At 67.5% G+C, this 22927-nt stretch carries 22 protein-coding genes; 15 read left to right on the forward strand and 7 right to left on the reverse strand.

Translation table 11 applies throughout. The features are described 5' to 3' along the window. The first annotated feature begins 401 nt into the window (after positions 1-401). From pyrH to ACGVWT_RS12000, 12 genes are all read left to right on the forward strand, one after another. Positions 402-1133, forward strand: coding sequence for a UMP kinase (gene pyrH / locus ACGVWT_RS11945; protein ID WP_315462054.1), 732 nt, complete (start codon positions 402-404; stop codon positions 1131-1133). A 3-nt stretch (positions 1134-1136) separates the two neighbouring features. Then, the gene (gene frr, locus ACGVWT_RS11950) at positions 1137-1694 is read left to right on the forward strand and encodes a ribosome recycling factor (protein WP_017978416.1); all 558 of its coding nucleotides are present in this window, start codon (positions 1137-1139) and stop codon (positions 1692-1694) included. A gap of 73 nt (positions 1695-1767) precedes the next feature. Then, positions 1768-2505, forward strand: coding sequence for an isoprenyl transferase (locus ACGVWT_RS11955; protein WP_082049222.1), 738 nt, complete (start codon positions 1768-1770; stop codon positions 2503-2505). Beyond that, positions 2502-3299, forward strand: coding sequence for a phosphatidate cytidylyltransferase (locus tag ACGVWT_RS11960; RefSeq protein ID WP_315462055.1), 798 nt, complete (start codon positions 2502-2504; stop codon positions 3297-3299). The genes ACGVWT_RS11955 and ACGVWT_RS11960 overlap by 4 nt, the downstream gene beginning before the upstream one ends. Next, complete coding sequence (dxr, locus tag ACGVWT_RS11965) at positions 3296-4483, forward strand: 1-deoxy-D-xylulose-5-phosphate reductoisomerase (protein WP_315462056.1); 1188 nt, start codon at positions 3296-3298, stop codon at positions 4481-4483. The genes ACGVWT_RS11960 and dxr overlap by 4 nt, the downstream gene beginning before the upstream one ends. Positions 4484-4496: 13 nt before the next feature. After that, positions 4497-5630, forward strand: a complete 1134-nt coding sequence (locus tag ACGVWT_RS11970) for a M50 family metallopeptidase (protein WP_315462057.1) — start codon at positions 4497-4499, stop codon at positions 5628-5630. Between the two features lie 83 nt (positions 5631-5713). Next, complete coding sequence (gene bamA / locus ACGVWT_RS11975; protein ID WP_315462058.1) at positions 5714-8464, forward strand: outer membrane protein assembly factor BamA; 2751 nt, start codon at positions 5714-5716, stop codon at positions 8462-8464. Continuing rightward, positions 8464-9174, forward strand: a complete 711-nt coding sequence (locus tag ACGVWT_RS11980; RefSeq protein ID WP_315462059.1) for an OmpH family outer membrane protein — start codon at positions 8464-8466, stop codon at positions 9172-9174. The genes bamA and ACGVWT_RS11980 overlap by 1 nt, the downstream gene beginning before the upstream one ends. A 33-nt stretch (positions 9175-9207) precedes the next feature. Next, positions 9208-9657 (forward strand): 3-hydroxyacyl-ACP dehydratase FabZ, encoded by a 450-nt coding sequence (gene fabZ, locus ACGVWT_RS11985; RefSeq protein WP_315462125.1) that lies wholly within the window; start codon positions 9208-9210, stop codon positions 9655-9657. Positions 9658-9760: 103 nt separating this feature from the next. Next, positions 9761-9994 carry a 50S ribosomal protein L31 gene (gene rpmE / locus ACGVWT_RS11990; RefSeq protein WP_024310513.1) on the forward strand — a complete coding sequence of 78 codons (234 nt, stop codon included), beginning with the start codon at positions 9761-9763 and terminating at the stop codon, positions 9992-9994. Between the two features lie 47 nt (positions 9995-10041). Further along, positions 10042-10353, forward strand: coding sequence for a PilZ domain-containing protein (locus tag ACGVWT_RS11995; protein ID WP_116460916.1), 312 nt, complete (start codon positions 10042-10044; stop codon positions 10351-10353). A 65-nt stretch (positions 10354-10418) separates the two neighbouring features. Beyond that, positions 10419-10745 carry a hypothetical protein gene (locus ACGVWT_RS12000; protein ID WP_116460917.1) on the forward strand — a complete coding sequence of 109 codons (327 nt, stop codon included), beginning with the start codon at positions 10419-10421 and terminating at the stop codon, positions 10743-10745. Between the two features lie 188 nt (positions 10746-10933). On the opposite strand, the gene ACGVWT_RS12005 is transcribed toward ACGVWT_RS12000, so the two are convergent. Beyond that, positions 10934-11476 carry a glycine zipper 2TM domain-containing protein gene (locus ACGVWT_RS12005; RefSeq protein ID WP_315462060.1) on the reverse strand — a complete coding sequence of 181 codons (543 nt, stop codon included), beginning with the start codon at positions 11474-11476 and terminating at the stop codon, positions 10934-10936. Between the two features lie 228 nt (positions 11477-11704). Next, complete coding sequence (locus ACGVWT_RS12010) at positions 11705-13990, reverse strand: UvrD-helicase domain-containing protein (RefSeq protein WP_315462061.1); 2286 nt, start codon at positions 13988-13990, stop codon at positions 11705-11707. 246 nt (positions 13991-14236) lie between these two features. Between ACGVWT_RS12010 and ACGVWT_RS12015 the strand changes: the two genes are divergently transcribed. Next, on the forward strand, positions 14237-15535 hold the full coding sequence (locus ACGVWT_RS12015) for an MFS transporter (protein ID WP_315462062.1): 1299 nt from the start codon (positions 14237-14239) through the stop codon (positions 15533-15535). Here ACGVWT_RS12015 and ACGVWT_RS12020 read toward each other — a convergent pair. The 3 genes from ACGVWT_RS12020 to ACGVWT_RS12030 are packed head-to-tail and all read right to left on the reverse strand — an operon-like array spanning position 15519 to position 17737. Further along, positions 15519-15812, reverse strand: a complete 294-nt coding sequence (locus ACGVWT_RS12020; RefSeq protein ID WP_116460921.1) for a hypothetical protein — start codon at positions 15810-15812, stop codon at positions 15519-15521. The two genes, ACGVWT_RS12015 and ACGVWT_RS12020, sit on opposite strands and share 17 nt — an antisense overlap. Before the next feature lie 18 nt (positions 15813-15830). Next, positions 15831-16367: a 16S rRNA (guanine(966)-N(2))-methyltransferase RsmD gene (gene rsmD, locus ACGVWT_RS12025; RefSeq protein ID WP_116460922.1), complete on the reverse strand. Its 537-nt coding sequence runs from the start codon at positions 16365-16367 to the stop codon at positions 15831-15833. Then, on the reverse strand, positions 16364-17737 hold the full coding sequence (locus ACGVWT_RS12030) for a pseudouridine synthase (protein ID WP_315462063.1): 1374 nt from the start codon (positions 17735-17737) through the stop codon (positions 16364-16366). The genes rsmD and ACGVWT_RS12030 overlap by 4 nt, the downstream gene beginning before the upstream one ends. A 123-nt stretch (positions 17738-17860) precedes the next feature. Between ACGVWT_RS12030 and ACGVWT_RS12035 the strand changes: the two genes are divergently transcribed. Beyond that, entirely contained in the window at positions 17861-18310 is a 450-nt protein-coding gene (locus tag ACGVWT_RS12035) for a response regulator (protein ID WP_315462064.1), read from the forward strand. 41 nt (positions 18311-18351) lie between these two features. Next, positions 18352-19752: an AmpG family muropeptide MFS transporter gene (locus ACGVWT_RS12040; protein WP_394426522.1), complete on the forward strand. Its 1401-nt coding sequence runs from the start codon at positions 18352-18354 to the stop codon at positions 19750-19752. Between the two features lie 4 nt (positions 19753-19756). Here the strand turns inward: ACGVWT_RS12040 and ACGVWT_RS12045 are convergent, their stop codons facing one another. Both ACGVWT_RS12045 and ACGVWT_RS12050 read right to left on the reverse strand, forming a co-directional pair. Next, entirely contained in the window at positions 19757-21148 is a 1392-nt protein-coding gene (locus tag ACGVWT_RS12045; RefSeq protein WP_315462065.1) for an exopolysaccharide biosynthesis polyprenyl glycosylphosphotransferase, read from the reverse strand. Beyond that, the gene (locus ACGVWT_RS12050; protein ID WP_315462066.1) at positions 21145-22923 is read right to left on the reverse strand and encodes an alpha/beta hydrolase; all 1779 of its coding nucleotides are present in this window, start codon (positions 22921-22923) and stop codon (positions 21145-21147) included. Before ACGVWT_RS12050 ends, ACGVWT_RS12045 begins: the two co-directional genes overlap by 4 nt. Positions 22924-22927: the final 4 nt, after the last annotated feature.

Genomic DNA, 22927 nt, shown 5'->3' on the forward strand with positions numbered 1-22927 from the left:
TTTTCAGGACATATCAAGGCGACGAGGACGCCGGGTGGGGCGGCAGATGGCGTTCCTACCGCGACCGCCGGCGCCGGCGCCGCAACCGGCGCGGTGCGCGGCGCACCGGTTTTTGCGGAGGACGGCGCGGGGATTCGCTCGCGGCCTCCGACGCGCGCCGGAAACGGCGCCACATCACCTTCAGCCACTGTGTCAGCCTGTCCATGCCCCCGGCGATACGCAAGCAAGGCCTGAAATCTGCTGAACCCCTTCGTCAACGCAGGTTCAGCCTTCGTGTCATTCGTCGGCCCGCGCCGTTCCTCTGCACCATTTCCTCACGCGCGTGCCGTGCGGCGACGGTTGCTCCGGCGCGGATGTGCGCCTAAGGTCCGGCCGCTTTCTCCCCCATGCGATAGGACCCCATGAGCCCCGCGCCGCGCTACAAACGCATCTTGTTGAAATTGTCCGGCGAAGTGCTGATGGGGGAGGGCGGTGGCCTGTCGATCGACCCCACCGTCACCGCGCGCGTCGCCGAGGAAATCGCCGACGTGAAGGCGCAGGGCTATGAGCTGTGCATCGTCGTCGGTGGCGGCAATATCTTCCGGGGCATTTCCGGTGCGGCGCGTGGCATGGAGCGCGCGACCGGCGATTATATGGGCATGCTCGCGACCGTCATGAACGCGCTCGCGGTGCAGAATGCGCTGGAGCAGATCGGCGTCGAAACGCGCGTACAGTCGGCGATCCCGATGTCGTCGGTGTGCGAACCCTTCATCCGCCGCCGCGCGATGCGGCACCTGGAAAAGGGGCGGATCGTGATCTTCGCAGCCGGCGTCGGCTCGCCGTTCTTCACCACCGATTCGGGCGCGGCGCTGCGCGCCGCCGAGATGAATTGCGACGCGCTGTTCAAGGGCACCAGCGTCGATGGCGTCTACAACGCCGACCCCAAGCAGGATGCGAGCGCCAAGCGCTTCGAAACCGTCAGTTATGACACGGTGCTCGCGCAGAATCTGAAAGTCATGGATGCCAGCGCCGTCGCGCTGTGCCGTGATTCGAACATCCCGATCGTCGTCTTCAACATCCGCGAACACGGCAATTTCGCCGCGGTGCTGCGCGGTGAGGGCGTCTCGACGGTCGTGCAGAAGGAAGTGGAGTAACCCATGGCTGCCTATGACAAGTCCGATCTCGAGCGCCGCATGGCGGGTGCGGTCGAAGCGCTGAAGCACGACCTTGCCGGTCTGCGCACCGGCCGTGCGTCGACCGCGTTGCTCGATCCCGTTACCGTGGAAGTGTATGGCAGCCACATGCCGTTGACGCAGGTCGCGACCGTTTCCGTGCCGGAGCCGCGCATGATCTCGGTCCAGGTGTGGGACAAGTCGAACGTCGGGCCGGTGGAAAAGGCGATCCGCTCGGCGGGCCTGGGCCTCAACCCGATCAACGACGGCCAGACGCTGCGCCTGCCGATCCCCGACCTGACCGAAGAGCGCCGCAAGGAACTCGCCAAGCTCGCCGGCAAGTACGCCGAAGGCGCGCGCATCGCGGTGCGCAACGTCCGCCGCGACGGCATGGACAACCTCAAGACCGACGAGAAGAAGGGCGTGTTCAGCGAGGACGAGCGCAAGCGCCACGAAACCGAGGTGCAGAAGCTGACCGACGCGACGATCGCCGATGTCGATGCGGCAGCGGCGGCGAAGGAAAAGGAAATCCTGGGCAAGTGACGGGTAAACAGCGCCAGCTGTTTGGCTCATGCCGGGGGCATGAGCGGCCCGGCACTCCTTCGGGAGTGCCCGCGTGAGCAGCGCACCCCTCCTCTCGGCGGTTCCGAACACCGGCCTCGTGCCGCGCCATGTTGCGATCATCATGGATGGCAACGGCCGCTGGGCGAAGGCCCGGCACCTGCCGCGCGTCGCCGGGCACAAGGCGGGGGTGGAGGCGGTGCGCCGCGTCACCCGCGCCGCGCGCGCGATGGGGATCGAGGCGCTGACGCTGTATGCGTTCAGCTCGGAAAATTGGCGCCGGCCCGAGGAAGAGGTGGGCGCGCTGATGGGCCTGCTGCGGCTGTTCATCCGCAGCGACCTGGCTGAGCTGGTCGAAGAGAATGTCCGGCTGCGCATCATCGGCGACTATCGCCGGTTCGCACCCGATCTGGTCGCGCTGGTCGACGATGCGGTCGCCAAAACCGCGGGCAACACCGGCCCGGTGCTGGTGATCGCCCTCAACTACGGGTCGCAGGCGGAGCTGGTCGCGGCGGCGCAGACTCTGGCGGCGCGGGCGGCGGCGGGGGAGATCGACCCTGCGTCGATCACGCCCGAGCATATCGAGGCGGAGTTGCAGACCGCGGACCTGCCGCCGCTCGACCTCGTCATCCGATCGTCGGGCGAGCAACGACTGTCGAATTTCCTGTTGTGGCAGGCGGCCTATGCCGAGCTGCTGTTCGTCGAGACCCTGTGGCCCGATTTCAACGGCGACACGCTGGCCGATGCGGTGACCGCATTCGGGCAGCGTCAGCGGCGTTACGGCGGCCTGTGAGCGACGCTGCCCCGGGCAAGCGCCCGTCGGACCTGGCCGTGCGCGCGGTGACCGGTGTCGGCATGATCGCCGTCGCGCTGGTCGCGCTGGCGTTCGGCGGCTTTGCGCTCTGGTTGCTTGCCGCGGTGATCGGCGTGTTCATGATGGCCGAATGGAGCGAGCTGAACGGCGCGTCGCCGCAGACCAAGCGGCTGGGCCAATATGTCCTGTTCGTGCCGCTGGCGATCATGTGCCCGATCGCGGCCGGTCCCAATTTCTTCGCGCTCGGGCTGCTGGCCGGCGCCTTCTTCTTCCTCGGTATCGTCACGCGGCGCCCGGCGCTGGCGCTCGGCGTCTTATATTGCGGACTGCCGATCTATGCGTTGCTGCTGATCCGGCATGAGCCGGACGGCCTGCGCAACGCCTTGTGGGCGCTGAGCCTCGTGTGGGCGACCGATATCGGCGCCTATTTCGCCGGACGGACGATCGGCGGGCCGAAGCTGGCACCGGCGATCAGCCCCAACAAGACCTGGGCCGGGCTCATCGGCGGGATAGCCGCCGCGACCGTGCTCGCGCTCGTGATGAGCCGCGTCTATCTGCTGCCGGTGCGCTTCGTGGCGGCGACGCCGGTGCTCGCGATCCTGGCGCAGGCGGGCGACCTGTATGAAAGCCATCTGAAGCGCCGTGCTGGGGTGAAGGATTCGGGCAGCGTGATTCCGGGCCATGGCGGCGTGCTCGACCGGCTGGATGGCGTGGTGCCGGTGCTGCCGATCGCGGCGCTGCTCGTCGTGGTGCCGCTGGGATTTCCTGCGTGAAGACCGTCACCATCCTGGGCGCCACCGGATCGGTCGGCACGTCGACGCTCGATCTGGTCGAGCGCGAGCCGGACCGGTTCCGCGTTCGCGCGCTGACCGCCAATTGCGACGTCGCAAACCTGGCGGCAGCCGCGATCCGCACGAAGGCGGAGGTGGCCGTCGTCGCGGACGAGAGCTGTCTGCCCGACCTGCGCGCGGCGCTGGCGGGAACGGGCACCGAAGCCGCGGGCGGGCGGCAGGCGATCTGCGACGCTGCGGCGGGTGCGGACTGGACAATGGGCGCCATCGTCGGCTGTGCGGGCCTGGAGCCCGTGATGGCGGCGATCGCGCATGGCGGCACCGTCGTGATCGCCAACAAGGAGCCGTTGGTATCGGCGGGCGAGGTGATCCTGGCCGCCGCTGCGGCGTCGGGCGCGACGCTGCTGCCCGCGGACAGCGAGCATAACGCGATCCACCAATGTTTCGACTTCGCGCGCCCCGAGCGGGTGCGGCGGATCATCCTGACCGCCAGCGGCGGGCCGTTCCGCGACTGGTCGCTGGAGCGGATGGCCGACGTCACCGTCGAACAGGCGGTCGCGCATCCCAATTGGTCGATGGGCGCGAAGATCAGCGTCGACAGCGCGACGATGATGAACAAGGGTCTCGAGCTGATCGAGGCGGCGCGGCTGTTCCCGGTCGACAACGACCGGATCGAGGTGGTGATGCACCGCCAGTCGGTGATCCATTCGATGGTCGATTATGTCGACGGATCGATGCTGGCGCAGCTCGGCCCCAGCGACATGCGCGTGCCGATCGCGCATACGCTCGCCTGGCCCGACCGGATGGCGACGCCGATGGAGCCGCTGGACCTCGTCAAGATCGGCCGGCTCGACTTCGAGGCGTGCGACCCGGTGCGCTTTCCCGCGCTGTCGCTGGCGCGGGCGGCGCTGGAGGCGGGCGGTGCCCGTCCGGCGATCCTCAACGCGGCCAACGAGGTGGCGGTCGCCGCCTTTCTGGCGCGACGGATCGGCTTCCTCGAAATTGCCGCAATCGTCGCCGATACACTGGAGCGTTACGACCCGCAGGCGCCCGCCACGGTGGAATCGGTCCTGGCGGTCGATGCCGAGGCACGGCGGATAGCGGACGAGCAGGTTCGGGGCCGAAGCACGGGCCGGACCGGGGGGCGTGTAGAGGTTCACGCGTGAAGGATTGCGCAGCTTGATCCAGTCCCCCGGTATCCTGATGGCGGTCCTCGCCTTTCTGTGCGCCATCGGGCCGCTCGTGTTCATTCATGAGATGGGCCATTATCTCGCCGGCCGCGTCTTCGGCGTGAAGGCGGAGGCGTTTTCGATCGGGTTCGGGCGCGAGATCGCGGGCGTCACCGATTCCCGTGGCACGCGCTGGAAATTCGGCTGGTTGCCGCTGGGCGGCTATGTCCGGTTTGCGGGCGACATGAACCCCGCGAGCCAGCCCGATGCGGCTTGGCTCTCGTTGCCCGCCGAGGAGCGGATGCGCACCTTCCAGGCCAAGCCCTTGTGGCAGCGCGCGATCATCGTCGCGGCGGGGCCTGCGGTGAATCTGATCCTGGCGGTGCTGATCCTCGCGGGTTTCGCCTATAGCTATGGCGTCGATCGCACGCCCGCCGTCGTCGGCGCGGTGGTGGACGGCGGTGCCGCGGCGAAGGCGGGCCTGCGTGCAGGCGACCGGATCGTCGCGCTCGACGGCCGCGGGGTCGACACCTTTTCCGATTTGGCGCGCTACGCGCTGATCCGGCCGGGCCAGCAGGTGACGGTGACGGTGGCGCGCGCCGGCCGCGATATCGAGACGCCGCTGACGATCGGCACGGTCCATCAGCGCGACCGGTTCGGCAACGAATATCGCATCGGCCGGCTGGGCTTGCAGAGCGGCGACCCGGTGCTCGCCCCCGTCAGCCTTGCCGAGGCGCCGATCGCCGGCGTGCGGATGACGGGCGAGATCATCGGCGGGACGCTGGAGACGATCGGCCAGATCATTAGCGGTCGCCGCTCGATCGACGAACTGGGCGGCCCGATCCGCATCGCAAAGATTTCCGGCGAACAGATGGCGTTGGGCGTTTCGGCCTTCGTCTGGCTGGTCGCGATGCTCTCCATCAATCTGGGGTTCATCAATTTGCTGCCAGTGCCGATGCTGGATGGCGGACACCTCTTCTTCTACGCGATCGAAGCGGTGCGGCGTCGTCCCCTCGAACCTCAGGTACAGGAATGGGCATTTCGCGGCGGATTGGCTGCGGTATTGGCGTTGATGCTGATCGTCACGTTCAACGATTTGGGCGCGGTTGGTCTGTGGCAGCGGTTGGCCGGGTTGATCGGCTGACCGGGTTGGGGCAGGGCGTTGCGCTGCGGTTCCCGACGTTACGTGGGTATCCTGACGTTTTTGGGGTGGGTTGAGTGACAGCGATGACAAGTTCCAAGTTCGCCGGCCTGGGTGCCGCGCTGCTCGCCGGCACCATGCTGTCGGGTGTGCCCGCCATGGCGCAGACGGCGGCCGCTCCGGCCCAGGTGCCGGCAACGACACCCGCGGCCGGCGCACAGGCGGCAACAGCCCCCGCCGCCACGCCGGCGCCCGTGCGCACGATCAAGTCGCTGCGCGTCGAAGGATCGCAGCGCATCGAGCCCGAAACGGTGCTGTCCTATACGAAGCTGCGCGTCGGCATTCCGTACACCGCGGAAACGCTGGACCAGGCGCTGAAGGACCTGCAGGCATCCGACCTGTTCGTCCAATATCAGATCGACGGTGTGCAGACCGGCGACATCGTGCTGAAGGTGCGCGAGAACCCGATCATCAACCGCGTGATCCTGGAAGGTAACAAGGCGCTGAAAAGCGACAAGATTACCAAGGAAATCAAGCTCGCGCCGCGTCAGATCTTCACCCGCACCGCGGTGCGGCAGGACGTCAGCCGCATCCTGGAACTGTATCGCCGCCAGGGTCGATTCGCCGCTGTCGTCAATCCGAAGATGGTCAACCTCGACCAGAATCGCGTCGACGTGGTGTTCGAGATCAACGAAGGGCCCAAGTCCAAGGTCCGCCAGATCAACATCATCGGCAACGAGGTGTTCAGCGACGGCAAGCTGCGCGGCGAGATGGCGACGAAGGAATCGCGCTGGTTCCGCCTGCTGTCGTCCAACACGTCGTACGATCAGGATCGCCTGAATTACGACCAGCAGAAGCTGCGCCAATTCTATCTGACGCAGGGCTATGCCGATTTCCGCGTCACCAGCGCCGTCGCCGAGCTGACGCCCGACAAGCGCGACTTCATCATTACCTATGTCGTCGAAGAGGGTAAGCGCTACAAATTCGGCGACGTCACCGTCGACAGCGAAATCCGCGACTTCGACAACAAGAAGCTTGCGGCATCGCTGCCGGTCAAGAAGGGCGACTGGTACAACGCCAAGCTGGTCGAGGATTCGATCGATCAGCTGAGCCAGTCGGCCGGCCTGTTCGGCTATGCCTTCACCGACGTGCAGCCGGATTACAGCCGCGACCCCGAAACGCTGACGATGGGGATGAACTTCCACATCGGCCAGGCGCAGCGCACCTATGTCGAGCGGATCGACATCAACGGCAACACGCAGACGCAGGACAAGGTCGTGCGCCGCGAAATCCGTCTGGCGGAAGGCGATGCGTTCAACAGCTTCCAGGTGAAGCGCAGCCAGGATCGCATCAACAGCCTGGGATTCTTCCAGGACAAGATGGAGATCAAGCAGAACCCCGGTTCCGCACCCGATCGCGTCGTTCTGGAAACGACGCTGGAAGAACGCAGCACCGGCGAATTGCAGCTGTCGGTCGGCTATTCCAGCCTCGAACGCTTCATCATCCAGGCGAACATCACGCAGAACAACTTCCGCGGCAAGGGCCAGGTGCTGCGCGCGGGCGTGAACTATTCGACCTATTCGAAGTCGGTCGAACTGGGCTTCACCGAGCCGTATCTGTTCGACAAGAACGTCGCGATCGGCGTCGACGTGTTCCGTCGCGACTTCAACTCGTTCAACTATATCGGCACGCAGCGCCAGACGACCTATTCGCAGGTGTCGACCGGGTTCCAGGTGCGCGCGGGCGTGCCGCTGACCGAATATTGGTCGCTCGCCGGTCGCTATGGCCTGTCCTACGATCAGGTCGGTCTCGATTCCGCGACCTATTTCACCAACGGCGTCTGCGATCCGCTGAAGGCGGGCCGCTATCTCTGCGAAGCGATCGGCAACCGCTGGACGTCGACGGTCGGCTATTCGCTGATCTACGACAGCCTCAACAGCCGTCTGCGCCCGACCGCGGGCCAGCGCTTCGCCTTCAATCAGGACTTCGCGGGCCTGGGCGGTGACGTGAAGTATATCCGCACGCGCCTCGAAGGCTCGAAGTTCTGGAACGTGGGCAGCGGCTTCATCGGGTCGATCGTCGGCGAGGGCGGCTATATCCACTCGCTGGAAAAGAGCCGCGGCCCCGGCATCGACAGCGTCCGCATCACCGACCGCTTCTACCTCGGCGAACCGCAGTTCCGCGGCTTCGACATCCGTGGCGTCGGCCCGCGCGTGCAGCGTCAGGCCTATACGACGGACGCGAACGGCAAGCAGATCCTCGTCACCGATCGCGACCAGATCGTCGACGACGCGCTGGGCGGCCGCGCCTATTACCTCGTCCGTGCCGAGCTGGAGATCCCGTTGGGCTCCGGCGCGCGCGAACTGGGCCTGCGTCCGTCGGTCTATGTCCAGGCGGGCAGCCTGTGGGGCCTAACCAAGCCGCTGCCGACCGCGAGCTTCCCGACGATCACCGATTCGGCCGGCAACGTGACGGTGCTGCCGATCCAGCGGCTGCTGACCGATTCGGCGGGGCGCCAGCTCTATTACAACACCTACACGCCGGACGGCGCGACCGCACCGGCGCTGCGTGCGACGACCTGTTCGATCGGCTATTCGGCGGTTGCGGGCGGCGCATGTTCGGGCAGCGAGACGAACACGATCGCGTTCGATCAGGCGATCTCGCCGTTCAAGGAAACCTATTACGGCAGCAGCCCGACGCCGCGCGTCAGCATCGGCATCGGCGTCAACTGGACGTCGCCGTTCGGTCCGCTGCGCATCGACCTCGCCAAGGCGCTCGTCACCCAGAAGGGCGACGATCCCAAGCTCATTACCTTCAACGTAGGGACGCAGTTCTAATGAAGACGATTACCAAGACGTGCGCCGTGGCGATCGCCTCGGCTTCGGTCGCCCTGCTCGCCGGTGGCGCCTCGGCGCAGACCGCCGGCATCGCCACCGCGCAGCCCGACGCGGCGATCTTCAGCGCGAAGGCGTTCGAAACCGCCAACACGCAGATCGGCACCACCTATAAGGCGCAGCTGGATCAGGCCGCTGCGGCGCAGAACGCGCTGAACACGAAGCTGCGTGGCATCCTCGACACCAACAAGGACGGCCAGATCAGCCAGGCGGAAGCCGCCGCGGCCGAATCGAACCCGACGGTCGCCAAGCAGGTGCGCGATGCGCAGGCCGCCGCGCAGCCGGGCATCGAAGCCGCGCAGAACCCCGCGATCAAGGCGCAGGCCTATGCGCTGGAACAGATCGTCGGCAAGTATGACCCGGCGCTGCGCGCGGTCGTGACGGCCAAGAAGATCAACCTGGTGCTGTCGCCGAACGCGATCCAGTACGCGCCGCCGGCGACCGACATCACGCGCGACATCATCGCCGAGATCGATCGCACGACGCCGACCGTCTCGATCACGCCGCCGGCCAACTGGCAGCCGCAGCAGCAGACCGTCGAGCTGCTGCAGCAGTATCGCCAGATCGTCTACGCGAACGCCCAGCGCCGTCAGCAGGCGGGCGCTCCGGCTCCGGCGGCTGCGCCGGCCGCCGGCACGCCGCAGGGCCGCTAAGGACCCGCGTCGGTGAGCGAAGACGCACAGACCATGGGGCCGCTCGATATCGGGCGGGTCATGGCGGCGCTGCCGCATCGCTACCCGATGCTGCTGGTCGATCGTGTCGAGGAGATCATCCTCGACCGGTCGATCGCGGCGATCAAGGCGGTGACGATCAACGAAGGCTTCTTCCAGGGGCATTTCCCCGGTCGTCCGATCATGCCGGGCGTGCTGATCGTCGAGGCGCTGGCGCAGGCGGCGGGCGTGCTCGCGGTCGAAAGCCTGGGCCTCGCCGGATCGGGCAAGCTCGTCTATTTCATGGCGATCGAAGGCGCGAAGTTCCGCAAGCCGGTCGAACCCGGCGTGCTGCTGCGCCTGGAGGTCGAATTTGTCCAGAAGCGGTCCAGCGTCTGCAAGTTCGCAGGTGTAGCGAAGGTCGACGGGCAAGTCGTTGCCGAGGCTAACTTTACTGCGATGATCGCCGATCCGCCCAAGGCGTAACGCGTGTGACTTTCGCTGACTTTTGACTTTTCGGCGGCGCTCCGTTACGGGCGCCGCTTCCCTTTCAGGCTGGTCGGAACCAGCCGCATACGGAGCGTGTGACGTGAAGAAAGATACCCACCCCGACTACCACATGATCAAGGTCCAGATGACGGACGGTACCGTGTTCGAAACCCGCTCCACCTGGGGCAAGGAAGGCGACACGATGCAGCTCGACATCGATCCGCTGGCGCACCCCGCCTGGACCGGTGGCCGTGGTCAGCTGCTCGACGCGGGCGGCCAGGTCGCGCGCTTCAACAAGCGCTTCGGTGGCGGTCTCACGCTCCGCAAGAACTGATTGGATCGTTGACTCGGCGTTAACCATCGACGCACTAAATTTGATCGATGTTTGCCGCCGAGTTCGAACCTGCAGAACCCAATGGCCGGCGCCGCTCCCCGCGTGCGCCGGTTTCGTTGGATGCGCATATCGGCAAGGCCGTTCGCACCTTGTGCAAGGTGGTCGATATCTCGATCCACGGCGTTCGCTTGCAGACCTATTCCGCGCTGGCCAAGGGCAGCACGATCTGGCTGACATTGCCAGAAGCGGGCACGATCGCAGCCGACGTGATGTGGTCCGATGATTATCTCGCCGGTTGCCAGTTTAAAAAGCCGTTGGAAATCGACGTTTTCGATCGATTGCTCGCGCAGAATCGCTGACTGCGCTATGACGGGCGCGTAAAGCGTCTTGCTGCGATGCAGCATCACCGATTATGGATGCGAGGATGAACCAGCCCTCTGCGCCGACCGGACCGGTGCCGACGATGTTCGAAGCCATCGTCCGCCAGATGACCGTCACCGCCACCTACAACAAGGGTGCGGTCACGATCGCCCCCCACATCCTCTACACGCGCCATGGCGAGATCTATGTCGATGCGACCACGGTCGAGCGTGACGGCAAGCCGCCGCGCGAGGAGAAACTGGGCACGTTCAAGCTTGACGGCCTTGGCGATCCGACGCTGACCGCGAACAGCTTCCGCCCGAGTGCGTTGTTTGAGCCTGAGGCGGAGAAGTATGTCGGCGTGACGCTGATGGCGGTGGAGCTGGGGTAAGGTTCGGTAAAGTTACGGGTGACGCAGACTCTCCCGTCACCCCGGACGTGTTCCGGGGTCCACCGGGCCACCCGGGGAGGGCAAGAGCCTCCGGCCTCCCCCTCGCCGCAGAGTGGACCCCGGAACGAGGCCGGGGTGACGAAGCGTGAGGGGCGGGGGCGCACGGTTGCCCGCGCGCCCCATCCTTTTTAGCGGCAGCGGACCTGCGACTGGTTCTGGTCGATCGCCTTGCCGGCGAGCGCGCCGGCTGCGCCGCCGAGCAGCGTGCCGACGATGCGGCTGCGGCCGCCGTCGATCACATTGCCCAAGATGCCGCCCGCGGCGCCGCCGATGACGAGGCCGGTCGTGCCGTCGCTGCGCTTGCAATAGTAACGGCCGTCATTGCCGGCATAGACACGCTCGTCCGCGCTGAGCACGCGCTCGCGATAATTGTCGCCGCTGCGATAATAACGCGACGGGTCGTAGCCGTTTTCGTCGCGGTCACCGGGGTAGCTGTTGTTGTTGTTGTAATAGCCCGCGGCCGGCGCTTCACGATAGCCGCCGGTGCCGGTGTAGCCGCTGCGGGCCGAGCGGTAACGGTCGACCTCTGCGCGATAGCGGGCGAGTTCGGCGTCGAAGCGCTGCTGCGCGGCGTTGAAGCGCGCCTCGTCCTGCGCCGACTGGGCGACGACCGGAGTGGCGGCGGTGAGCGCGGCGGCCGCAGCCGCGGCGATCGACAGCGATTTCAGCATGGCGATGGTCCTAAACTAGCTAGTCCGTTGATTCGGACCCGTAACGGCCATACGCGGAATGCCCCCTGCCGGTTCCTGAACGGGCGTGGTGGGGAGCGAACACCGGGTTGTTGCCGCGGAATGCGCCACGGTCGTCCGTCATTGCGAGCGCAGCGAAGCAATCCCGGGCGTCCTAGTCCGTCTCTGGAGCGCTTCGCTGCGCTCGCAATGACGGGATGGGGGCGATGTTCACCCGATCGTGACGAAGCTGTCCATCACCCGCTTGCGGCCAGCGGCTTCGAAGTCGATCTCCAGCTTGTTGCCCTCGATCTCCGCGATCGCGCCATAGCCGAATTTTTGATGGAAGACGCGCATGCCGACGCTGAGGTCGCTGCGCCCCTTGTTGCCGATGCTGACCGCACTTGCCCGGCTTTCCACGATCCGCGTCGGCTGGGTGGTGAAGCCGGAGCCGGACCCCGCTGCGCGCTGCCAGCCCGGGCCGCGACCGGTGCCCCGCGCGACATTGGCGAAGGGATCGGCGCGCTCGCTCCAATTGGCGCGCCACAGGCTTTCGCCGCCCGACATGGTGGTGTCGCTGTCGGTATGGTCGGGCGGCAATTCGCCGACGAAGCGGCTGGGGATGCTGGACGTCCACTGGCCGTAGATGCGGCGGTTGGCGGCGTGCAGAATCGTCGCGCGGCGCCGCGCGCGCGTGATCGCGACATAGGCGAGGCGGCGTTCCTCCTCCAGGCTGCGCGTGCCGCCTTCGTCGATCGCGCGTTGCGAGGGGAAGAGACCCTCTTCCCAGCCGACGAGGAACACGGTGTCGAATTCGAGCCCCTTGGCGGCGTGGATCGTCATGATCGTGACCTCGGGCGCCTGCACCGCGCCTTCCTTGTCCATCACGAGGCTGACGTGTTCGAGGAACGCGCCGAGCGATTCATATTCTTCCATCGCGCGGACGAGTTCGGACAGGTTTTCGAGCCGCCCGGATGCCTCGACCGACTTTTCGGCCTGCCACATGGCGGTATAGCCCGATTCGTCGAGCATCTGCCGCGCCAGTTCGGCATGCGGCAGGTCGCGCGCCCGGTCGCGCCAGCGGGCGATGTCGCCGACGAAATTGCCGAGCGCGCGGCGCGCCTGCGGGGTCAGTTCGTCGGTGTCGAGAATGCGCGCCGCGGCGATGGTAAGCGGCACACCTTCCGCGCGGGCAAGCTGGTGGATCTTGGCGATCGCCTTGTCGCCGAGGCCGCGCTTGGGAACGTTGACGATGCGTTCGAAGGCGAGATCGTCCGACGGCTGGTTGACGATGCGCAAATAGGCGAGCGCATCGCGGATTTCGGCGCGTTCGTAGAAGCGATAGCCGCCGACGATGCGGTACGGCATGCCGATCGAGATGAAGCGGTCTTCGAACTCGCGCGTCTGATGCTGCGCGCGGACGAGGATGGCGATATGGTCGAGGGGGGTGCCGTTACGCTGCGCGGCCTCGATCTCGTCGCTGACCCGGCGCGCTTCTTCCGGCCCGTCCCAGACGCCGAGTACGCGCACCTTTTCGCCCACGTCGAGCTCGGTCCACAGCGTCTTGCCGAGCCGCCCGCCGTTATGGGCGATCACGCCCGACGCGGCGCCGAGGATATGCGGCGTCGACCGGTAGTTCTGTTCGAGGCGGATCACCTTGGCGCCGGGAAAATCCTTCTCGAACTTAAGGATGTTTTCGACCTGCGCGCCGCGCCACGAATAGATCGACTGATCGTCGTCGCCGACGCAGGCAATATTCTTGCGCGTCTGGGCGAGCAGCCTCAGCCACAGATACTGGACGATGTTGGTGTCCTGATATTCGTCCACCATGATGTATTTGAAGCGCTCCTGATAGGTGCGCAGCACATCGGCATGGGTCTTCAGGATGGTGAGCATGTGGAGCAGCAGGTCGCCGAAGTCGCAGGCGTTCACGCTGCGCAGCCGCGCCTGATATTGCGCGTACAGCTCGCCGCCGCGCCCGTTGGCGTAGCGTTCGCTTTCGCCGGCATCGATATCGGCGGGGATGAGGCCCCGGTTCTTCCAATCATCGATCAGGCCGGCGAGGCTGCGCGCGGGGAAGCGCTTTTCGTCGATGTCGGCAGCGACGATCAGTTGCTTGAGCAGACGCAGCTGGTCGTCGGTGTCGAGGATGGTGAAGTTCGACTGCAGCCCGACCAGCTCGGCATGGCGGCGGAGCATCTTGGCGCCGATCGCATGGAAGGTGCCGAGCCACGGCATGCCCTCCACCGCGTCGCCCACCATCCGGCCGACGCGCTCGCGCATCTCGCGCGCGGCCTTGTTGGTGAAGGTGACGGCGAGGATTTCGGAGGGCCACGCCTTGCGCGTCCACAGCAGATGCGCGAGCCGCGCGGTCAGCGCGGCGGTCTTGCCCGTACCCGCGCCGGCCAGCATCAGCACCGGGCCTTCGGTGGTGAGCACCGCATCGCGCTGCGGCGGGTTCAACCCCTTCAGATACGGCGGATCCTGCAGGGCGGCGGGGGAGGCGGTGTCGGTCACCGGCGAACAGGTAGGGAACGGCGCTTGGCTCGGCAAGCTGCGAGCGCGGGAAGCCCGGAAAAATCGGGGCAGCCACCGGTGCGGCCGCCCCGTAGTTCAGGGAGCATCGGGCGACAGAAAGCCGACCGATACATCGCGACCCACAGGGGGAGGGGAGCCGCGGTGGCATCCCGCTAGCGGCGGAATGTTGCGAAGGGATGGCAACTTTGTTGCCAGATGCCTTTATTTGGGGGTTAGAAGGGCGGCATGAGTCAAGCCCCTGCCGCCGAAGTCCCGGACGCCGCCGTCACGCCAGCCTCGCCGCGCCGGATTTTGACCGCGAGCCTCGTCGGTACGGCGGTCGAATTCTACGATTTCTACATTTACGCCACCGCCGCGGCGCTGGTGTTTCCGGCGCTGTTCTTTCCGGGGGAGAGTGCGTCGGCGCGGCAGATGATGAGCTTCGCGAGTTTTGCCGTGGCCTTCTTCGCCCGGCCGATCGGCGCGGCGGTGTTCGGGCATTTCGGCGACCGGATCGGCCGCAAGTCTACCCTGGTCGCCAGCCTGTTGCTGATGGGCGGATCGACGGTCGCGATCGCCTTCCTGCCGACCTATCAGCGCTTCGGTCTCGTCGCGCCGCTGCTGTTGTGCCTGATGCGATTGGGGCAGGGGCTGGGGCTGGGCGGCGAATGGGGCGGCGCGGCGCTGCTCGCTGTCGAGAATGCGCCGCCGCATCGGCGCAATACGTGGGGCATGTTTCCGCCGCTGGGGGCGCCGGTGGGGTTCATCCTGGCGAATGGGCTGTTCCTGCTGCTGGGGCTGACGCTGAGCGACGATCAGTTTCGTGCCTGGGGGTGGCGCCTGCCGTTCCTGCTCAGCGTGGTGCTGGTAGCGCTCGGCCTGTGGATCCGGCTCAAGCTGACCGAGACGCCCGCTTTCGTCGAAGCGGCTAAGGCGGAGGCGCTGCCCAAGGTGCCGCTCGCGACGCTGTTCGCCGGTCATGGCCGTGCGCTGCTGGCCGGCACCGGCGGGGTGGTGGCGTGCTTCGCGCTCTTCTACCTCGCGACCGCCTTTACGCTGAGCTACGGCACGACGACGCTGGGATATGACAAGACGGCGCTGCTCGGCGTCGAGCTGGTCGCGATCCTGTTTCTGGCCGCGGGCGTGATCGTCGCAAGCGTGCTGGCGGACCGGACGGGGGCGGAGCGGATGCTGGTGATCGGCTTTCTAGGCTGCATCGTCGCCGGCGCGCTGATGGGGCCGATGCTGGGCGCCGGGTCGCTGGTCGTGGTGTTCGCGTGGCTGGCCTTCGCGCTGTTCGTGATGGGCTTTGCCTATGGCCCGCTTGGCGGCTGGCTGCCGACGCTGTTTCCGGCAGGCGTGCGCTACACGGGCGTGTCGATGACGTTCAACGTCGGCGGCATTCTAGGCGGGGCGCTCGCGCCGATCGCTGCACAGGCGCTGGCCGCCCGCGGGCTGTGGTGGATCGGCCTGTATCTGGTCGCGGCGGGTATGGTGAGCCTCGCCGGCCTTGCGCTGTTGCCGCGGGTCAGGACCGCCGGCTAAACCAGCGCGGCCAGCGCGACACGCTGCGCTTGGGGACGTCGGCCTCGGAATAACCCGTCGCGTTGAGCAGGAAACTGGCGAGCAGCAGCGCCTGGTTGCGGCTGAGCACCAGCCGCGTCGTCGCGATCTGCTGATTGTCGAGCGCCTGTGCGGACGGCGTCGTCTGCACCTCCAGCTCGATGCCCTTGGGCAAAGGATGATGCACCCATCCGACCACCGCCTGCGGCCCCGACCGCCGCGGGGCATCGTAATGGTGGGGAATCAACTGCGTCGCCATGGCTCCCTCCTGTTGCGATCAGGCGGCCCGCAACAGTGTGACACGGGCCTTTCCATGCACGCGGCTGGTATCGATGGCGAACCCGGCGACCTCGACCTCCTCGTCGCGTGCGGTCTCTATGCTGACCCAGGTCGCGGCGTTCGTCCAGCCCAGCCGCGCCAATTTATCCAATGCAACCAAGCCTGCACCGGTGCCGTAGGGCGGGTCCATCATGATGAGGTCGAGCGGCGCGCGTGCTGGCCCCAGCGCCATCACCGACCCGCTGCGCACGTCGCCGCGCGTGCCGAGCTTGGCGAGGTTGGCCTTGAGCGCATCCAGCGCCGCACCGTCCTGTTCGACGAACAGGCAGGACGCCGCACCGCGCGACAGCGCCTCGATCCCCAGCGCGCCCGATCCTGCGAACAGATCGGCGACGGCGAGCCCTTCGAAGCTGCCGAGGCGGCTGGTGAGCATCGAGAACAAGGCCTCGCGCGTGCGATCGGCGGTCGGGCGCGTCGCGTCGCCCTTGGGCGCGACGAGCGGACGCCCGCGCCACTGGCCGGCGATCACCCTCACGAGCGGCCCCCGCGCGGTCCGCCCTTCGGCCCGCCCTTGAACCCACCGCTGGGCGGACGCCCGTTCGACGGCCGCGACGATCCGCGACCGCCCGCGGGGCCGCCACGCGCCGGTCCGTCGCCACGCGGGGGGCGGGGGCCGGAGCGGGAGGCGTCGGGCTTGTTCCGGCCGAAGCGGGGCGCATCGCCCAAGCGGTTGCGATCGGCGGTGCGATCGCCGCCACGGTCGTCTGCCCGTTCCCACGGCTTCATCGCCGAGCCACCGGTGGGGACGTTGGCCTTTTCCTCGCGGGGCCGCGCGTCGTTTCGGGTTCGCGTGCGGGCGGCGCGGTCGGTCGTCGCGGGCGTGCGGAAGCCGGGGCGGGGCGCTTCGCCGGTGGCGGCGGAGCGCGGGGTCGACGTGCGGGCCGCGGCGGGGCGTTCCACGCCACCCTCGGGACGCGGGCGCGATCGCGTCGGGCGCTCACCTGTCGTCGTCGGCCGTGCGGTTGCCGGCCGCTCCACGCCACGCTCGGCGCCGCGACGCGTGCGGGTGGTGCGATCGACGCTGGGCGCGGTGCGGAAGCCGGCGCGGGGAGTGGCCGCGATCGGCTCGTCCGGTGCGCCGCCCTTCAGCGTCTTGCGGAAGCCGACGATCTCATGCTGCTTCACCTCGCCGATCCCGCCGACCGGCAGGTCGCCGAGTACGAACGGGCCGTAGCGGGTACGGATCAGGCGGCTGACCTGAAGGCCCAGATGTTCGAGGACGCGGCGGACCTCGCGGTTCTTGCCTTCGGTGATCGTGATCTCGATCCACACGTTGGCGCCGGTGCGGCGCTCGATATTGGCATCGATCGAGCCGTAGCGAATGCCCTCGATTTCGACGCCCTCGGCCAGTTCTTCGAGCTGTTGCTGCGTGACGTTGCCGTAGGCGCGCGCGCGATAGCTGCGCTCAACGCCGGTTGCGGGCAGCTCGAGCTGACGCTTGAAGCCGCCGTCGGTGGTGAGCAGCAACAGCCCCTCTGTATTGAGGTCGAGCCGCCCGACGGGGACCAGCCGCGGCAGATCGTTGGGCAGGCGATCGTAGATCGTCGGCCGCCCCTTGGGGTCGCGTTCGGTGACCAGCAGGCCGGTCGGCTTGTGATACAGGAACAGCCGCGTCGGTTCGGGCGAGCCGACGGGCTGGCCATCGACGGTAACGCCGCGCAGCGACGTCAACACGGTGGCGGGGGTATCGAGCACCTTGCCGTCGAGCGCGACGCGGCCTTCGGCGATCATGCGTTCGATCTCGCGGCGGCTGGCGACGCCCGCGCGGGCCAGCAGTTTCGCGATCCGGTCGCCGGGCGTCTTGCCCGCGGCGGCAGGGGTGCGGGGGTCTTTGGGGTCGGCCATCGACGCCCCATACGCGCAATTGTGCCGAGCGTGAAAAAATTTGCATCACTTGCCGCCAGATGCGCGTTACCCGAATCGGGCGTGACAAGGGATAACGCCGTCAACCAAGGGGCGTGTCGTCATATGTTGTTCGGGCGGAAGAAGCGGCTGATCGAGCGGCTGCTGGTGGTCGAGGACGAGCCACTGATCGCCTTCGATACCGAACATATCCTGCGCGAGGCGGGCTATACGATCATCGCGACGGTGGACCGCGTGGCACAGGCGGTGGCCGTGCTGGAATCGGGAGAGGCGCTGGACCTCGTCCTGGTCGACGTCAATCTGGCGGACGGATCGGGGCTGGACGTCGCGCGCAGCGCCCGCGAGGCCTCGGTGCCGGTGCTGTTCGTCACCGGTCGCTTCCCGCCCGAGGCGGAGGTGCTGGCGACCGGGCGCCTCGTCAAACCCTATCAGCAGCGCGACCTGATCGGATCGATCGAGGCGATCGACTCCGCGCTGGCGGGCAAGCGCCCGCGCAAGCTGCCCACCGGCTTCGCGCTGTTTGCCGCACCGCCGGGGGAAGCGCCCGCCGCGTAATCCCGCTGGTCGGCGGCGAATAAGCCGTTAGTGTTGCCGCCATGTTGACCGGCAACAATCTCTACTTCCTCATCGTCGCGGCCTGCGCCGCGCTCGTCATCGCGATCATGCGCCGTTCGCCGGCGATCCGGGCGCGGCTGACGCCGCTGGCGCCCTATGCGGAACGCGGGCCAATCGCGGTGTTCTTCATGGGCATCTCGTCGGGCCTCGCCTTCACGATGATCGGCGCGACGCTGACGACGCGGCTGAAGCAGGACGGGCTGGACAAGGCGACGATCACCGCCTTCACGCTGGGCTTCCTCGTCTACAATCTGAAGCCGTTATGGGCCTGGATGGTCGATGGCGTGCGCCTGCCGGTGATCGGCGCGCTGGGGCAACGCGTGTCGTGGATCCTGCTGGCGGGCGTAATGGTGATGGCGGCGGTCGCCAATCTGGCGCTGGTCGACCCGGCGGCCAATTTGCAGGCGACGATCATCGCGGTCGTGCTGGTCGGCTTTGCCGGCGCGACCTACGATATCGTCATCGACGCCTATCGCATCGAGACGCTGGAGCCCGAACAGATGGGCGTCGGTTCGGGCATGACGCAATATGGCTGGAAGATCGGGTCGGTGCTGGCCGGATCGCTGGCGCTGGTGATCGCGGCCCGATCGAACTGGCATGTCGCCTATCTCGCCTGCGTGCTGTTCGCGCTGCCAGCGATGATCGTCGCGCTGACCCGCGGCGAGCCGGCGCGGCGGCGTGAACCGGCGCAGCGGCGCGGGCTTGCCGAGGTGCGCGCGTCGATCGTCGGGCCATTCCTGGAATTCTTCCGCCGCCACGGCGCGTGGCTGATCCTGGCCTTCATCCTGCTCCACAAGATCGGCGATACGCTGGGGCAGCAGGCGCTGCGGTTGCTGCTCGACGACCTGGGCTTCACCAATGACGAGATCGCGCTGTACGACGTGGTCATCGGTTTCTGGGCGTTCTGGATCGGTCTGGCGCTGGGCGGTGTGCTGTATGCGCGGCTGGGGCTGAAGCGATCGGTGATGCTCAGCCTGATCCTGATGATGGTGTCCAACGCCAGCTTCGCGCTGCTGGCGGCGTCGGGGCATTCGAACCTTGGCCTCGCGGGTGCGATGGCGTTCGAGAATATGGCGAGCGGGATCGGCGGCGTCACCGTCGTCGCCTATTTCTCGGCGCTGTGCGACCTGCGCTTCACCGCGTCGCAATATGCGCTGATCTCTGCGGCGGCGAGCATCGTCGGCCGTATCCTGACCGCGACGACGACCGGGCAGTTGGTCGACCGGTTCGGCTATGTCGCTTTCTATTGGGGCACGACCTTTGCCGCGCTGCCCGGGGTGCTGCTGTTCTGGTGGATGAGCCGGTCGGGCCTGATCGACCGTTCGATCGGCAGCGCCGGCACGGCGGGCGACGGCGACGTGCGGGAAGAACCGAAGGACTGACGCGTCAGAAGGCGTTGCGGTGGACCAGCACCCGCAGCGTCATCAGGATGATGCGCAGGTCGCGGAACAGCGTCCAGCCGCGCAGATAGGCCAGATCATGGTCGACGCGGCCGTGCAGGTCGTCGGCATGCTCGGTGGCGCCGCGATAGCCGCGAACCTGGGCGAGGCCGGTGATGCCGGGCTTGATCGCGTGCCGCTGCCAATAGCGGGGCTCGACGTCCCAGAATAACCGGTCGCCCGCCAGGCTGCCGAGTGCGTGGGGGCGCGGGCCGACGATGCTCATCTCGCCACGCAACACGTTGAGCACCTGCGGCAGCTCGTCGATGCTGGTCGCGCGGATGAAGCGCCCGACGCGGGTGACGCGCGGGTCGCCGCGTTGCGTTGACCGATTGCCCGCCAGATCGGCGCCGTCGACGCGCATGCTGCGGAACTTGAGGACATGGAACAGCCGGTTGCCGCGCCCGACGCGGGGCTGGCGGAACAGCACCGGCCCGCGGCTGTCGAGCTTGATCGCCACCGCCGTGAGGAGCAGTATGGGGGAGAGCAGCACCAGTGCGCCCCCCGCCACCGACAGGTCGAACGCGCGCTTGAGCAGGCGGCTGCGCGTGTCGAGCGGCCCCAGCGACACGACCGCGCTGGGCATATCGGCCAGGTGCGACAGGCGGACGGGGCCCAGGCTCTGCCATTCGGGCAACAGCACCTCGCCCTGAACGTTGGCGCCGCGGAGCAGCCGCGCCCAGGCCTCGCGGCGGTCCGCTGCGCAGGCGACGATGACGCGCTCGGCGTCGGCGGTCCGTTCGCTGAACGTGGCGAGGATATGGTGGGGCAGCGCGGGCGCCGTGATGTCGATGCCGGTCATGTCGATCGCCGGCAGCCGGGCGATCGACGGATCGTGCAGCGCGGCGGGCTGAATGCCGTCGATGACGACCATCGTGGCGATATGCCAGCCGCCGGTATGCGCTTCGGCGAGTTCATGGAGGGCCCAGCGTCCCGCCACCATCAGCGCGGCGGCGATCACGACGCCGGCCAGCAGCAGGCGGAACGACACGTCGACTTCGGCGTGCAAGTAGGACACCAGCAACAGCGCCGTTCCTGTCGCGGTCAGCAGCGCGGTCACCGCATCGCGCGTCGTCCGCCGCCAGTTCTGAAAGAACCGGCCGCTATATGGCTTTCGCTGGAGCACGATACCGAAATAGATCGGCAACAGCACGGCGAGATCGTTGACCACCCAGACGTCGAGCGCGTCGTTCAACGTGACCGCGCCGGCCAAGGTGAAGGACGCCAGCAGCGCGACCAGATCAAGCGTGATCAGCGCCGCGTAAATGCCGAGGCGAAACCCGCGCCCGGCGATCGTGCCGCTGGCCGGTCCGGGCCGCACTGAGGCGGCTGGGGTCACTCCGCCGCCGCCGGCAGCTCCGTCCGCGGCGAGACGGGGGACAGGCCGGCACCATGGGCGGCGACCGCGTCGGTCATCGCGGCGATCATCATCTCGATATGCCGATCGCGTGCGAGCGTGCCGTTGAAATGGTGGTCTGCGCGGTCGAGCGTCACCATGCGGACGGGCGGATAGTGGCGGAGCAGGCGGGCGCCGCGCCCCAGCTTCATGGCCATGTCGGCAAGGCCGGGGTCTTCGTCGCTGAAGACGAGGTGGACGTGGGCGCCGCGTGCCGAGAGCGCCTGGAGCTGTTCGCGCACCTGTGCGGCTTCCGATCCGGGCTTGGGCGGCAGCAGGCTAGTCGCGGCGTGACGCAGGCGGACGGCGCTCCGCTTGGCGAGGACGCGGGCGATGCCGGGCAGGTCGGCCTCGCCCTTCAGCATCCGGCGCCATTCGCCCGGATTGCGCATCGCGCGGATATAGCCCTTCAGCGACCGTTTGTTATCGCGTACCGCGACGCGGATATCGTCGCCATAATGCCAGATGAACTTCTGGAGGTTGAGCACCACGCTGCCCACCGCGCGTTCGTCGGCGAGCGTCACCTGCAAGGCGGTGTGCGCGCCTGAGCACAGGCCGGTGACGATCGCGCGGGGGAAGCCATGTGCCTCCAGGCATTCAAGGCTGGCGACGCCCTCCGGAATGCGTTCGGGGTCGTAATGCGGGTGACGCGGATTGTCGCCTGCCGGGCTGTCGCCCATGCCGGTCAAATCCATCCGCAGCGAGGCAAAACCCTCTCCCGCCAGCCGGCGTGCGAGGCGCACATAGGCGCGGCCGTTGCCGATATGATGGGTGCTGCCTTCGTGCATCAGCAGAGCGGCGACGGGCGCCGCCGGGCGGCCGGCGGGCCGACACAGCATGCCGAACAGCGCTCCGTTTGCACCGAAGCGCAGCGGCTCTTCGATATAAGTGTCGGTCAAGAGCGATATGGCGTCAGACAGCGGCGGGATGGCGGCGCCGGCGGGCGTCCCGGCGTGTTGGGCCGCCCAGTCGGCGACGGCGGCGAAGGTGTCGACCGGCGTCTCGTTGGTCGTGGGGTCCTGCATCCAGCCGTCGTAATCGGCGAACGGCAGTTCGGTGACCGCGCCACCGGCGTCGCGCCAGCGCTGCGCCAGCTTGCCCGAACGCCGGTCCGTCCGCGGCGGCACGAACAGCGCCGTCTGGACGGGCGCGTCCGCGGCCGTGAGGTCGATCGCCGCCACTTCGCGCTGAAACGCGGCGGTCCAGCGAAAGCCGTTGGTGTTGAGCGGCTGATCGCCCTCCAGCGGCGGAACGGGATCGAGGCCCGAGAGGCTTGCCACCGCTGCCGAGGCGCGGGTTTCGCGGAGGAACGCTTGACCCGACAGCACCGGCGCGAGCAGAACGAGGGCGCTGACATCATCGAGGCGTTTGGCCGCCAGCATGGCGACCGCCGCGCCCAATCGCACGCCGGCCATCATCACCCGATCTACCCGAGCATGGCCACGCAGCCATGCCGCCGCGGCTTCGGCATCGGAGATCAGCCCGTCCAGCGTCACCGGCCCGTCGATCGAGTCTCCAGTCCCGCCATAATCGAAGCGGACCGCCGCGACCCCGCGCGCGGCAATTGCCTCGCCCAGCGCCATCAGGCCGTGGTGGGTACACACCTCCTCCTGCGCGAAGGCGGGGCACAGCACGACACCGACCGGCGCATGGGCGCCCTCGGCCGGCGCATGCAGCCAGCCGAACCGGCCGTCGATATAGATCGGGGTCATCGCCATCGGA

The sequence above is a fragment of the Sphingomonas sp. S6 genome (assembly GCF_043498045.1).
Taxonomy (GTDB): domain Bacteria; phylum Pseudomonadota; class Alphaproteobacteria; order Sphingomonadales; family Sphingomonadaceae; genus Sphingomonas.